Below are 13,435 nucleotides of genomic sequence, written 5' to 3'. Positions count from 1 at the left end.
CCCAATCCTAGATTGAAATTAATCCGGCCTGTATTACAGGCCGGATTTTGCAGCATTTGAGATACTGAAATGACACTGACTTCGTTGCTAATTATTTTAACAGTCATCAGTCTCGCCTTTTACTTCATAGCTAAAAGGACGGTTCTTATCGCTCGATCAAATGGGCAGGTATTCCACTCACTTCCGAACTACTATGGCCTTTGGGCTGGCTCTTTAGCCTTCTTCCCAGCGGTTGTTGTATTGATTCTCTGGTCTATCATCGATATTCAGCTGTTCCAGAGCTGGGTGCGTGATTTCTATCCTCCTGAAATCCTTGCTGCCGGTGGCTCACAAGCCATTGTGGCGCTCGCCAAGGTAGAAAACATAGTCGCAGGCATCCGTTTTGGTGAACCTGAAGCATGGGTTCTGCAAGCAGGAGATGCTTGGATTGGCTGGGCTGCAACCTCTACGATGCTGAAATCAGCCGTGGTATTAGGCCTAGCAACTGTGTGTGGTCTAATCGCTTACCGTCAGATCGATTCCGATTTTCGTGCACGTAACGGTGTAGAAAAGCTGATCTCATACGGTCTGATTGCAGCATCGACTATCGCGATACTAACAACCATTGGTATCGTACTGTCTGTACTGTTTGAAACCATTCGATTCTTCCAACTGGTACCGCCAACTGATTTCATCTTTGGTACCGAGTGGAACCCTCAATTCGAAGGCGCAGAGCGCGCTGGATCGGGTGGAGGTGAAGCTAAATACGGTATGCTTCCGATGTTTGCCGGCACCTTATTAATCTCATCTATCGCGATCATCGTTGCAGTGCCTGTCGGTCTAGCCAGTGCGGTCTATCTAGCAGAGTATGCATCACCCAAAGTACGCTCTACTGTTAAACCGCTTCTTGAGATTCTTGCCGGCGTACCCACTGTGGTTTATGGCTTCTTCGCAGCCTTAACTGTTGCACCTGCTATCAAAGGGTTGGGGGAATCATTAGGTCTTACTGTTGCGTCTGAATCAGCACTCGCGGCAGGTCTCGTCATGGGCGTTATGATCATTCCATTCGTCTCATCACTTTCAGATGACGTGATTAACGCTGTACCTCAATCACTTCGTGATGCAGCTTACGGACTGGGCTCAACAAAAAGCGAGACGACTCGCCAAGTAGTTCTTCCTGCGGCCCTACCGGGTATTGTTGCGGCCGTCATTCTTGCGGTGTCTCGTGCAGTCGGTGAGACCATGATCGTAGTAATGGCTGCGGGCCTAGCGGCTAACCTTTCGTTCAACCCTCTCGATGCTGTCACAACGGTGACATCTCAGATCGTTACAATTCTGGTCGGTGACCAAGAGTTTGAGTCGGCGAAAACACTATCAGCATTTGCGCTATCTACGATGCTGATTATTTTGACCTTGGGTCTAAACTTCTTCGCCCTTCAAATTGTTAAGAAGTACAGGGAACAATATGACTAACAAGGCATTCAAAGGCCTCTCACCTCAAGAGGCGACTGCGCGCGTTGAAGCGTCACTTAAACAACGTCGCAAGAAAGAGAAGCGCTTTCGTCTGATGGGCTTATCGGCTGTTGGCTTAGCGTTAACATTCCTAGTCATTCTGTTCTCGGGCATCTTAACGAAAGGCTTGCCAGGTATGTTCCAGCACTACGTTCAGCTGGATGTGGTATTGGACAAAGCGCGTCTTGACCCACAAGGTGATATGTCAGATGCCTCGCTTTTCTCGGGCGATGCCGACAAAATTATTTTGGAAGCCTCACTGGCCTCTATTGGTGAAGAGGGAGGCCGAAAAACCAAGAAGGCCCTTCGTAAGATGGTCTCTTCGGGTGGCTCACAGCGCCTGATCGATTTCGTAAAGGCGAACCCTGAACTGATGGGGACAACCCAAACGATTAAGTTTGCTGTGGATGATGATATCGACTCGTTCCTGCGTGGATTCATTAAACGTGAGACCCCAGAAAAGGATCGTCGAATCAACGACTTCACCATTGAGATCGTAGATAAGTGGCAAGAAGCCGGTTTAATCAGCTACGAGTTAAGTGACTACCTGTTCTTCGGTTCTGCATCGCGTGATGCAGAGATGGCAGGCATCAAAGGAGCGCTTTTTGGATCGCTCCTGACCCTGGCTATCTGTGTCAGCATCGCCTTCCCTCTTGGGGTTGCAGCAGCCGTCTATCTTGAAGAGATTGCTCCGAAAAACCGCTGGACTGAGATCATTGAGATCAATATCAACAACCTAGCGGCAGTGCCTTCAGTGGTGTTCGGTATCATGGGCTTGGCGATCTTCATCGTCACCTTTGGTATGCCACGATCTATTCCGCTAGTGGGCGGTATCGTACTGGCACTGATGACTCTGCCGACGATTATCATCTCCTCGCGCGCGGCGATTCGTGCAGTACCGCCGAGTATTCGTGATGCCGCACTGGGTATTGGCGCGTCGAAAATGCAGACCATTTTCCACCATGTCATCCCATTGGCGATGCCGGGTATGCTGACGGGTACCATCATTGGTATGGCGCAAGCTCTAGGTGAGACCGCACCACTGTTAATGATTGGTATGGTCGCCTTCATTGTTGATATTCCTGGTGGCTTTACCGACCCTGCGACAGTATTACCGGTTCAAATCTTTATGTGGGCTGACTTTGCAGAGCGAATGTTTATTCAGAAAACCAGTGCTGCAATCATCGTACTACTGGCCTTCCTTATCACGATGAATGCTGCTGCAATCTTGCTTCGTAAGAAGCTAGAGCGTCGTTGGTAAGCGAAAAAATGAACGAATCTAAAGACTTAAACAATTCAACGGACAAGAAGATGGAAAACAGTAATATCAAAACGACGGGTAATGTGTTTGTTGAAAACCCGCGCATGACTGCTCGTAATGTTGACGTTTACTACGGCGACAAACATGCCATCAATGATGTCACCATCGATATTGGTGAGCAGGAAGTCATTGCTTTCATCGGCCCATCCGGCTGTGGTAAATCAACCTTCCTTCGTACCTTGAACCGTATGAACGATACCATAGATATCTGTCGAGTAGAGGGTACTATCGCATTGGATGGCCAGGATATTTACGCGCCATCCGTGGACGTTGTACCACTTCGTGCGCGTGTCGGCATGGTTTTCCAGAAGCCAAACCCATTCCCTAAATCGATCTACGACAACATTGCTTACGGTCCTCGTATTCATGGCTTAACGAAAAGCAAAAGTGAATTGGACGACATCGTAGAGTCAGCACTAGAGAAAGCGGGCCTTTGGAACGAAGTTAAAGATCGTCTAGATCAACCGGGTACAGGCCTATCGGGCGGTCAACAGCAGCGTCTATGCATCGCACGCGCTATTGCGGTAAGCCCAGAGGTTATTCTTATGGATGAGCCTTGTTCAGCACTGGACCCGATTGCGACAGCAAAAGTTGAAGAGTTGATCGAAGAGCTTAAAAGTCAGTACACCATCGTTATCGTCACGCACTCAATGCAACAGGCAGCGCGTGTCTCTGATCGTACAGCCTACTTCCACCTGGGTGATCTGATTGAGGTGGGTAATACTGAACAGATCTTCACCAACCCATCACACCAGCTAACGCAGGATTACATTACAGGCCGTTTTGGTTAGAGCAGAAATTCAATTCGCATATCGATGCCGTACTGTTTACAGAAAGACTCTTCCCGCTCCAGATCCGCAATCAGGAGTGGATATTCATCACTGACCTCTGCATCTAATGAGAGGGTGAGTCGTTCGCCATCGAATTCAATTTTAGGTACTTCAGGGTACTCGCTGCTTCGACTTAGGTGCCAGATAACAGAGATACGTAAAATCAGAATCAACGCGATGGCATGTTTTTTGGATAGCATGCCAAGGTTGGTCACTAGGGACTTTTTAATCTTTTTACGATGCAATCGAACCATTAGCGCGACCAGCTTTTGCTGGTCGAAACTAAAACCGGCTAGGTTTGAATGCTCTAAAATATAGGCTGAATGCTTCTGCAAACCACTTGAATTTAGGTTGAGTCCTACCTCATGTGTCAGTGCCGCATATTGCAGGTAACGACGAGTAAAAACCGGAAGTCGTAACTCGGGCGCTAGCTGTCGCCAAAGTTTTGTTGCTGTATCACTGACACGTTCAGCGTGTTTAACATCAACATGGTAACGCGCCATCAAGGAGCGAATCGCACGCGTTCTAGTATCCTGTTGGTCTCCTGAAGACGCAGTAAATTCACCCAATAAACCTTCTCTTAAAGCACCTGAAGAGAATTTAGCTTGCTCAATTTCGAGACTAGAGAAAACCGCATCTAAAATCGCCAATCCACCGGCAAATATCTGCAACCGCTGCTCACTAATACCCTTTACAACCTTACTAGATAACTCATTTTTGACGACTAATTTACGCAAGGCTTTTATCGATTTGGCCGAGATCTCTTTCGGATCATAGCCCAAGTTTTCACTAGCAGTTGCTATCGCTTGAGCTGAACCTGAAGTACACCGGACTTGATTCCAACCGATGGAGGCAAAGAGGGCTGAAAAGCGTTCCAACTGCTGTTGCGCATAAAGCTTCGCTTTTTTATAAGAGGCCTTATCAACGCCTTTACTGAAGAAGGCCTCAGTAAAACTCACCGAACCCATGGTATGAGAGCGACCTAACTCCAAGCTATTCTCACGACCGAGAGCAACCTCTGTGGACCCGCCTCCAATGTCTATAACCAGGGTATTACCCGCTAGGTGTTCTGAGCTTGAAACACCCAAATGAACCAGACGAGCCTCTTCTTGACCACTGATAATCTCGATGGGGTATGGAAAGACTTGTCTAGCAGAGGCAAGAAATTCACTGCGATTCTTAGCAATTCGCAAGGTGTGTGTACCGACCACGCGCACAGTACAGTTTGGAAAGGGCGTTAGTTGTTCAGCAAATGTCTTGAGTACTGCGACTCCTCGTTCGATAGCCTCTTCAGAGAGGTTATTTTTAGCGTCTAAACCCTCAGCCAAGCGAACACGCTCTTTGTGTTTAAAAAGGGGCTGCACATCATCGTGAAGTTGACGCACGACCAACATGTGAAAACTATTAGAACCTAGATCAATCGCTGCAAAGTGTCGTGATTCAGATTCGGAGTTATGCTTGTCGTTCACGAGAGCGCTCCAGCTGTTTTAAGTAGTCGTAAATCGCCATCTGTGAGCGTATTTTCTTACGATTGCCACGAGTTACATAATGATTGGCCTGCTCCGGGTCTAAGGCTCTAGCCTTAGTGTTATCTCGCCATTGTAGGTCGAGCTGGTCCTTAATGAGCTTACGAACATTTTTATCCAAAATTGGGCAACCGACTTCAATTCGGTGGTCGATGTTGCGAGTCATCCAGTCAGCAGAAGTTAAAAACATCTTTCGTTTACCACCAGCATAAAACAGTGACACACGAGCATGCTCAAGATAGCGATCGACAATACTGATGATTTTGATATTGTCACTCACGCCTGGTATACCGGCTAAAATGTTACACATTCCGCGAACAATTAGACGTATTTTGACTCCCGCCTGGCTCGCTTCATAAAGTTTATTAGAGAGTCCTTCGTCGACTAGATTATTCACTTTCAAAAAGATCTCGGCACGGTTGCCATTGCGTGCCGCTTCAATCTCATCATCAATCAATTGATTGATTGGGTCACGGCTGTAATTTGGACTAACTTGAAGATGTTTGAACTTGAAATTTTTGTAAGGATTGATAATAAAATCAAAGACTTTATCGAGCTCTTCTGTAATCTCAGGTCGTTTAGTAAACAGACCAAAATCAGTGTAAATTCGAGCAGTTTTCTCGTTCAAGTTACCGGTACTGATGTAACCATAAGCAACCTCTTCACCCTCCTCTTCTCGGACGACGTGAATTATTTTTGCATGACACTTAAGTGAGGCAACACCAAACTCAACAACAACCCCTGCCTCAGTAAGTTCACGTGCCCATTCAATATTCGCCTCTTCATCAAATCGTGCACTGAGCTCGACAATGACAATCACTTTTTTACCGTTCTTAACAGCCTCGATCAGTGATTTGAGAATCTGACTATTGTTCGCTACTCGATAAACCGTTACCTGTATCTGCTTAACAGCGGGATCGAACGACGCCGCACGCACAAAATCAGTCAAATAACGAAATTTATAGTAGGGGTAGTGGAGCAGAATGTCCTCTTTAGAGATCGCTTCGAATACATTCGATGCACTATCAAATTGATGACTATTCAGAGCCGAGAGCTTTTCGTTCTCTAGATAGCGAGGACCAACATTTGGAAAATTAATAAAGTCTTTAAAGTTTCGATAACGTCCGCTCGCAGTGGTTTCCGCATCGGGTTGTAGCCCCAAATTCTCACACATGAAGTCAAACATGTAATCAGGCATCATTTCGTCATAGACCAGTCGCACAGGCCTATTCGTATCACGCTGTTTGATGCCTTGAGACATTTTCTCTAGTAGGGATAACTCAACATCACGCTCTAAGTCATAATCCGCATCTCGCGTCACCTTAACGGCAAACATTTCGGTCGAGTCAAAATCGATAAAACCATCAAAGATATCGTCAACGCAATAGCGAATGGCGTTATCGAGCACGATGATTGGCTTTCGCCGCTGACCTTTGATTCGAGGCAGTTGGATAAATCGGTTGGTTTTATCAGAAGGAATTTCAAGAAGTGCATACTGAACTGAAGTCCCTTTTTTTAGGGCACACATCAGGTACGCATCTTCGTCATTCATGACGCTAGCAAGCTTGGTGTTCTCATTCACTAAGATGGGTGTGATGTGGTGCAGGACCTCATCTCGGAAGTATTTCCGTAACCAGCCACCCTCTTTCTCGTTCAACTGATCGTTATTGATCAGAAAGATATTGCGACGGGCGAGTCCCTTGATGACATCAATGTGGATGTCATTAAAACGATCTGCGAGAGTTTGTACCTTCTCATTCACTAGATGTAACAGGTTTTCAGCCGACATCCCTTTGGGTTCGACCTTGCCTAGTTGCTCAAGACGTAGGCGACGGTGCAAGTCTGCAACCCGAACTCTGAAAAACTCATCTAAATTGCTGGAGTAAATACCCAAAAAACGGACACGCTCAATGATGGGTACGTTTACATCCGCAGCTTCCTGCAGTACGCGTTCATTGAACGATAACCAACTTAACTCTTTTTCAATTAACTGCATTGCGTGTCCATTGGGCTTATCTCAACAGCCTAAAAAGCTTATTTCTTTGATAATCATAAGTTTTATCGCAAGGTAAGCCTACCCTTTAGAGATATATTTTCCTTTAACCAAATCGACACGAAACTGTCACAAATCTCTAACATTCTTTTGAAATACTAAAGGTAATTAGACCTAGTTGACCTAAAAAGAGGGTTTGTAATGCGCGACAGTGGCGAGATCTATTCGCAACACACATCAAATAAGTTCAACGAAGAGCTTGAGAGGCTTCGTTCCGAATTTTTAGAGATGGGCAGAACCGTTAAGCAGCAAGTCACTGACTCTTTGCATGCACTGCTCAATCAAGATATCTCACTGGCTGAATCAACTCGTGAGCTGGATCGAGAGACCAATCGCTTCGAAAATCAGATAGATAAAGCGTGTGAACAGATCATTGCGCTTCGCCAGCCAGCAGCCGTTGATTTAAGGCTGGTTCTGTCAATCAACCGTGCCATTGTTGATCTGGAGCGTATCGGAGATGAAGCCTCTCGCGTTGCCAAACAGGCCATCGATCTGTCAAATAATGAATCGAGTAGCAAAAGTCTTCATGAGGTCAGCCACATTGGTGAGATGGTCACAGACATGCTCAACTCAGTATTAATCGCTTTTGAAAATCGTGACATCGAATTAGCGTACAAAGTGGTCAAGAGTGATAAACATGTTGATCGTGAATACCAGTCGACCATGCGAGCTTTAATCACTTTCATGATGGAAGACTCACGCTCTATCAGTGGTGTGCTAAATATAATCTGGATCCTTCGTGCACTAGAACGAATCGGTGACCATGCCTGCAATTTGGCTGAGCAAGTCATCTACCAAGTCAGCGGTACCGATGTTCGTCACATGAAGACTAAAGAGATCAAAAAGATCGTTCGAGAGTAAGCTTGCGACTCTGCTTCTAACAAAGCCACCTTCAGGTGGCTTTGTTGTTTTAAGCACTCCCTCACTTCATACTACCACCTTAATTTAAAGATACTTGAGTCACTTGTGATCACTGCAGATAAACTCCATGCCGCATGGCAATTGATGCGAGCAGACAAACCGATTGGCACCTATCTCTTGTTATGGCCAACTCTCTGGGCTTTATGGATCGCCGCAGGTGGCTTACCCAGTTGGGATCTACTGTTTATCTTTACCTTTGGGGTATGGGTGACTCGTTCAGCCGGCTGCGTCATTAACGACTTTGCAGACCGCAAAGTGGATGGCCATGTAAAACGCACCTCCGAAAGGCCGCTACCAACGGGCCGCATTACTAGCAAAGAAGCCATTGGCTTGTTCGTCGGATTAATGCTGATCGCGTTTATCTTAGTGCTATTCACGAACAAAGCCGCGATCTTGCTATCGCCCATCGCTCTGTTATTAGCCTTCAGCTACCCCTTTATGAAGCGCTACACCCACTTCCCCCAAGTCGTTTTGGGTATGGCGTTTGGTTGGGGAATTCCGATGGCCTTTGCTGCAACCTTAGGCGAAGTGCCATTAGTCGGCTGGTTAGTCTTCCTTGCTAAAATTTTATGGACGGTCGCTTATGACACCATGTACGCCATGGTCGATCGGGATGATGATTTAAAGATAGGCATCAAATCGACAGCTGTATTTTTTGGCCAATACGATCGCATGGCTATAGCCGGCCTACAGATTGCTGCTCTTGCTGTACTGGTTTGGATTGGAATACTGGAATCCCTTGGAATCTATTTCTATCTTGGACTGATAGGTGCTGTAGGGTTCTTTATCTACCAGCACTGGCTGATAAAAGATCGTGAACGCATGCCCTGTTTCAAAGCATTTTTAAATAATCACTATGCTGAACTAGTTGTTTTGGTGGGATTAGCTGCTGATTACGCACTGTAAAACGTCATTGTCATCTTTTTGTAACGAAAGCATCATTTAATGAGGTCAATGAAACAGATGAGAGAGTTACCATGAGTCGTTCCAGACGCATACTGATCGTTGATGATGAATCCGCTATTCGTGAAATGATTGTAATGGCACTAGAGCTCGCCGGCTTTGAGACACTAGAGGCCTGTGATGCAAAAACAGCCCATGCCATGGTCATTGATGAAAAGCCTGACATGATGCTGCTCGATTGGATGATGCCTGGTACCAGCGGAATAGAGCTAGCCAAACGCCTTCGCAGCGACCCTACCACCAAAGACCTACCGATCATCATGCTGACGGCGAAAGCTGATGAAGACAATAAAATTCAGGGCCTTGAAGCGGGTATAGATGATTACATTACTAAGCCTTTTTCACCCAAAGAGCTGATCGCTCGCTTAAAAGCGGTTCTTAGAAGAAGCCTTCCCGAGAGTGATGAGGGCGCCATCTCAATCGGTGGGATTATTTTAGATCCAGTCTCACATCGGGTTTCGGATGCTTCCGGCCAGTCGCTCAATCTAGGTCCAACAGAGTTCAAACTGCTTCATCTGTTTATGACACATCAAGATAGAGCCTATTCCCGGGGCCAATTATTAGATATGGTTTGGGGCGGGAATGTCTATGTGGAGGAGCGAACAGTGGATGTGCACATTCGACGTCTTCGCAAAGCACTAGGGCCAGACCTTGGTAATTTAATCCAAACAGTTCGTGGTACAGGATACCGTTTTTCAACCAAACTCTAGGATAGATTTGTGACCGAATCGATAGCACGCCAACTACTTGGCCTTCTCAGCTTTACTCTTGCTGGTGCAGTTCTCGGTTTTTTTACAAGTCACAACCTAATACTGGGTGCATTATTTGGCTCTTTGCTTTGGTCGATATTGAGTTCGCTGCTGAACGCAAAGTTAGTCACTTGGCTAGACCAAAATCTCAGCTCGCCAGATCCTAAATTACCCTTTGAACAGGGGCGTATTGTTCGCTCGATAGCCAACTATCGGAATAAGACGGAAGCAGAATACGATGAGATCCATGCCGATATGGATCAGTTTCAAGCAGCCACCTCTGCCATGAAAGACGCCATCGTCATCATTGATAATCAAGACAATATTGAGTGGTGGAATAATGCCGCTGAAGAGATATTAGAGATAACCATTGAGCAGAAACATAAAAGGGTACAGGAGGTCTTTTCTGAACCTAATTTCTTAGAATTTTACTCTCAATCGTCTCATATCGCTTCATTCAAAGCAGACTCAGCAGACCAGAAAAGAGTGCTTGAGTACCGTGTAGAATCCTTTGGTGAAGGTGACAAAGTTCTCATTGTTAGGGATATCTCTGAGAGCGAAAAAATTGGCCTTATGCGTCATACCTTCTTAGCCAATGCGTCACACGAACTGAGAACTCCAATCACAGTTATTCATGGGTATCTGGAGACATTACAAGAGCAAGAGCTGCCCAAACCAATACAAAAAGCGATCCACTCTATGCAGTCTCAGAGCAGTCGTATGGCTGCTCTGATTGCTGACCTTCTAACCCTTTCTCGCTTGGAAACCAGCTCAGAAAATAAGAGCCGAAAGCCCATTTTCATTAGAGAAATGCTAGAAAGGATCACAGAAGAAGCAAAAGAGGTGTCAGGGCCAAAACAGCATCAAATCTCACTCGAAATGGACCAAGGCTTTGAGATTCTTGGTAATGAGGGCGAGGTACGCAGCGCTCTATCCAACCTCGTGTTCAATGCGGTCCGATATACTCCGGCTAACGGAGTAATTGATATAAAACTGAAATCCGTCGACACCAGTGTACTGTTTTCGGTGACCGATACCGGTGTCGGTATACCAGCAGAGCACATTCCAAGAATCACTGAACGCTTCTACAGAGTGGATGAAGGGCGATCCCGCGACAGTGGTGGTACAGGACTTGGACTGGCCATAGTGAAACACGTGTTGGTTCGGCACAATGCTAAGTTGGGAGTTACTAGTAAACCGGGTGAAGGCAGCCGATTTAGTGTGACCTTCCCTGAAAGTCGAGTGGTTAAGATTTAGCAGCGCTTACTTTAAACGCCCCTGCTCACCATCAGCTTCATACTCTTCCACCCAAAAGATCGTCGCACCAATCACGGCCGCCGGCATCAAAATCAGATTCAATAGCGGCACCAACATACCAAGCTGAATCACCGAGCCTAGACTTAACGCAGACCAACGGCGCTCTTTCAATAACCCCTTCATTCGCTTGAAAGTCAGACCGTTATTATCCATCGGGTAGTCGATGTACTGAATCGCCATCATCCACGCACTGAAGATGAACCAAAGCACTGGGGTCGCTAGGTTGATGAGCGGTATAAAGCCTAGAATCAACAAGAGCAAAACCCTTGGAATAAAGTACGCCAACTTAGCTAACTCACGCGCGAGGGTGCCGGGAATCATCTGCAATAGGCTGAGTTCATTGCTGATCGCATCGCCTCGCAGACGCTGCTCAACCCGTTCTGAAAGGATACCGTTGAATGGCGCGGCTATAAAGTTCGCAACAACCGAGAAGCCGTAATAGACCATCAGCACCAAGACCAGTGCGAAGATAGGCCATAAGAAGTAGATCAGATAATCCAACCAACCCCAATCAGGTAACCAGAGCGCGATTAGAGCATCAACCCAAGCAGAGAAGTTGGTCACCAGAAGATAGATCGCCCCAACAAAGATGACTGTATTGATCAGCAAAGGTACCAATACAAAGGCGCGAAGACCGGGCTCCGACAGCATTTTGAAACCGCGGCCTAGATAGGCCAACCCTGAGAAAGGCGAGTTCGTGCGCATGGTGAATTACGCTAGGAAGTTTAGGTAGACTCGAATCACAACCGCCAGAATCATGCCGCTCAGACCGATGCGGTTGATACGAAACTCGGTTGGGTTAAGTTTGAGTAGCGGCTCCCAAAAGCGAATGATCGCTTTCCAATCGCCACTGCGAGTTCCATACATGGCCAGAGAGATGATGTAGATGCCCAAGCCACCCCAGAATAGGAAGGGCTCCATCGCTGCTAAATAGTAGTTCATTCAATTGTCCTTATTGTGTTGCGCAGTGCTGCTGCTTTTGACGCATCAGAAGACGGCAGCCATCGCCGCGACTGTTCAGATCGTAGCAGGCAAAACGGGCCCACTCTTTCTCCTCTTCGGTCTTCTCTTCTTGGAACTCTGGCACCCCATCACAGAAGCTCTCTGCACGTTCGGCAACGCCCCAACAACCACGCAGATACTGGCCTGCATCTACGGTACAGGAGATGCTTAAGCACTCAGCAATCTGGCCAATGGCATCATCAAAACAAGCTGCGTCCGTTTTTACCCTACCCTGCTCTTCACCCTTAGCAAAAAACTCGGCAGCCGCCTGTTGTCGCTCTGAATTGAACGCTTCGAGCCAATCATCACCGGCAAACTCTACCCAAAGATAGAAACCAATGCCTGACATTAAAATTAGAGCCCAGATGATCTTTTTAATCACGCAACGTCTCGCTTATTGGGTTTATAGAGGCCAACGATGGTTAACAGCAGACCCAACACACTCAACAGCATGCCGCCGTTCACCAACAGTGGGTAACGCACCATAAAAGGAATAAAAGGTTGTTCTGTCTGTGGATCACACTCTGAGAGAGCATAGTCGAAGAATCCACCGATCGCCGTGCAGCTCTCGATCAAGTGCTGCTCGTACATGTAAGCCCCCATCAGTGCGAGGCTTGGAACAATCAGAAGAATAAGACCCAGTCTAAGCATTACTCTTCGTCGCTGATCCCTATGTTTGAGATGCCTTGGTTTTCACCAAGCTCACGCAGGGCTGTAATGGTTGCAGCATTCTGTTTAGCGCCGTTTAGCTGTTCCAGAACTTCGCTCTGAAACGCATCTTCATCCAGCATCATATCGTGTGAGTTGATCATGCGGATCAGCTCTTCATCAGACATCTGATCGTCCGCTTCTGCAAACTCAATGTAAGCCGATACGGTTTCGTAAGAGAGGTTCGATACCGCAACCGCGTCGCTCGCCTCTTTCTCTAGCTTACACATCAGCGTTGAGTAGAGCGCCAGCATGGCATCTCGGGCAGGAATAGCACCAAAGGTGTCGAACTCATCGAGATCCACCAGGTTATCGTCAACATGGCCAAGCTGAACGTCGTAGTTTAGCTTGCTGCCGTTTTGAGCCAGTTCACCCCATACGCCATCAAGCACTGTGCGCATGCGATCTAAATCGCCAAACTCCATCAACTTGGAGAACAGCGCGAAGTTATTGAACATACGCTCGGTCAGCGCAGCAGAGAAGGCAACCTGCTGCCAGTGCTCAAGGTTACGAATCTCAGTTTCTAGTTCATTGGGATCTAGCATCGATGCCTA

At 46.9% G+C, this 13,435-nt stretch carries 14 protein-coding genes; 7 read left to right on the top strand and 7 right to left on the bottom strand.

The features are described 5' to 3' along the window. Positions 1-69 precede the first annotated feature (69 nt). The 3 genes from pstC to pstB are packed head-to-tail and all read left to right on the top strand — an operon-like array spanning position 70 to position 3,603. On the top strand, positions 70-1,452 hold the full coding sequence (gene pstC / locus XMD564_RS04130) for a phosphate ABC transporter permease subunit PstC (RefSeq protein WP_173484184.1): 1,383 nt from the start codon (positions 70-72) through the stop codon (positions 1,450-1,452). Then, positions 1,445-2,752, top strand: coding sequence for a phosphate ABC transporter permease PstA (gene pstA / locus XMD564_RS04125; RefSeq protein ID WP_173484185.1), 1,308 nt, complete (start codon positions 1,445-1,447; stop codon positions 2,750-2,752). Before pstC ends, pstA begins: the two co-directional genes overlap by 8 nt. Positions 2,753-2,760: 8 nt before the next feature. Further along, positions 2,761-3,603, top strand: coding sequence for a phosphate ABC transporter ATP-binding protein PstB (gene pstB / locus XMD564_RS04120; RefSeq protein WP_173481839.1), 843 nt, complete (start codon positions 2,761-2,763; stop codon positions 3,601-3,603). Here the strand turns inward: pstB and XMD564_RS04115 are convergent. Continuing rightward, complete coding sequence (locus XMD564_RS04115; RefSeq protein WP_173507868.1) at positions 3,600-5,111, bottom strand: exopolyphosphatase; 1,512 nt, start codon at positions 5,109-5,111, stop codon at positions 3,600-3,602. The two genes, pstB and XMD564_RS04115, sit on opposite strands and share 4 nt — an antisense overlap. After that, positions 5,095-7,164, bottom strand: a complete 2,070-nt coding sequence (gene ppk1, locus XMD564_RS04110) for a polyphosphate kinase 1 (RefSeq protein ID WP_173481837.1) — start codon at positions 7,162-7,164, stop codon at positions 5,095-5,097. The genes XMD564_RS04115 and ppk1 overlap by 17 nt, the downstream gene beginning before the upstream one ends. A 198-nt stretch (positions 7,165-7,362) precedes the next feature. On the opposite strand from ppk1, the gene phoU reads away from it, so the two are divergent. From phoU to phoR, 4 genes are all read left to right on the top strand, one after another. Further along, a complete protein-coding gene (phoU, locus tag XMD564_RS04105) occupies positions 7,363-8,082 on the top strand; it encodes a phosphate signaling complex protein PhoU (protein WP_173481836.1) in 720 nt (239 codons plus the stop codon). A 105-nt stretch (positions 8,083-8,187) separates the two neighbouring features. Further along, on the top strand, positions 8,188-9,048 hold the full coding sequence (ubiA, locus tag XMD564_RS04100; protein ID WP_371731468.1) for a 4-hydroxybenzoate octaprenyltransferase: 861 nt from the start codon (positions 8,188-8,190) through the stop codon (positions 9,046-9,048). A 71-nt stretch (positions 9,049-9,119) separates the two neighbouring features. Then, positions 9,120-9,815 carry a phosphate regulon transcriptional regulator PhoB gene (phoB, locus tag XMD564_RS04095; protein WP_173481835.1) on the top strand — a complete coding sequence of 232 codons (696 nt, stop codon included), beginning with the start codon at positions 9,120-9,122 and terminating at the stop codon, positions 9,813-9,815. Between the two features lie 9 nt (positions 9,816-9,824). Beyond that, on the top strand, positions 9,825-11,111 hold the full coding sequence (gene phoR, locus XMD564_RS04090; RefSeq protein WP_173506159.1) for a phosphate regulon sensor histidine kinase PhoR: 1,287 nt from the start codon (positions 9,825-9,827) through the stop codon (positions 11,109-11,111). Between the two features lie 6 nt (positions 11,112-11,117). On the opposite strand, the gene cysZ is transcribed toward phoR, so the two are convergent. From cysZ to XMD564_RS04065, 5 genes are read right to left on the bottom strand one after another with little or no spacing between them, the layout of a single operon-like run. Next, the gene (cysZ, locus tag XMD564_RS04085) at positions 11,118-11,876 is read right to left on the bottom strand and encodes a sulfate transporter CysZ (RefSeq protein ID WP_173481833.1); all 759 of its coding nucleotides are present in this window, start codon (positions 11,874-11,876) and stop codon (positions 11,118-11,120) included. 6 nt (positions 11,877-11,882) lie between these two features. Next, a complete protein-coding gene (locus XMD564_RS04080) occupies positions 11,883-12,113 on the bottom strand; it encodes a hypothetical protein (RefSeq protein ID WP_173481832.1) in 231 nt (76 codons plus the stop codon). A 10-nt stretch (positions 12,114-12,123) separates the two neighbouring features. Then, positions 12,124-12,555: a hypothetical protein gene (locus XMD564_RS04075; protein WP_173482640.1), complete on the bottom strand. Its 432-nt coding sequence runs from the start codon at positions 12,553-12,555 to the stop codon at positions 12,124-12,126. Continuing rightward, positions 12,552-12,824, bottom strand: coding sequence for a hypothetical protein (locus XMD564_RS04070; protein WP_173507867.1), 273 nt, complete (start codon positions 12,822-12,824; stop codon positions 12,552-12,554). The genes XMD564_RS04075 and XMD564_RS04070 overlap by 4 nt, the downstream gene beginning before the upstream one ends. After that, positions 12,824-13,426 carry a DUF416 family protein gene (locus XMD564_RS04065; protein ID WP_173494594.1) on the bottom strand — a complete coding sequence of 201 codons (603 nt, stop codon included), beginning with the start codon at positions 13,424-13,426 and terminating at the stop codon, positions 12,824-12,826. Before XMD564_RS04065 ends, XMD564_RS04070 begins: the two co-directional genes overlap by 1 nt. Positions 13,427-13,435 lie beyond the last annotated feature (9 nt).

The organism is Marinobacterium sp. xm-d-564, assembly GCF_013283345.1.
GTDB lineage: Bacteria > Pseudomonadota > Gammaproteobacteria > Pseudomonadales > Balneatricaceae > Marinobacterium_E.
The sequence above is the reverse complement of the archived record's forward strand: the minus strand, read 5'-3'. Positions and strand labels throughout refer to the sequence as shown.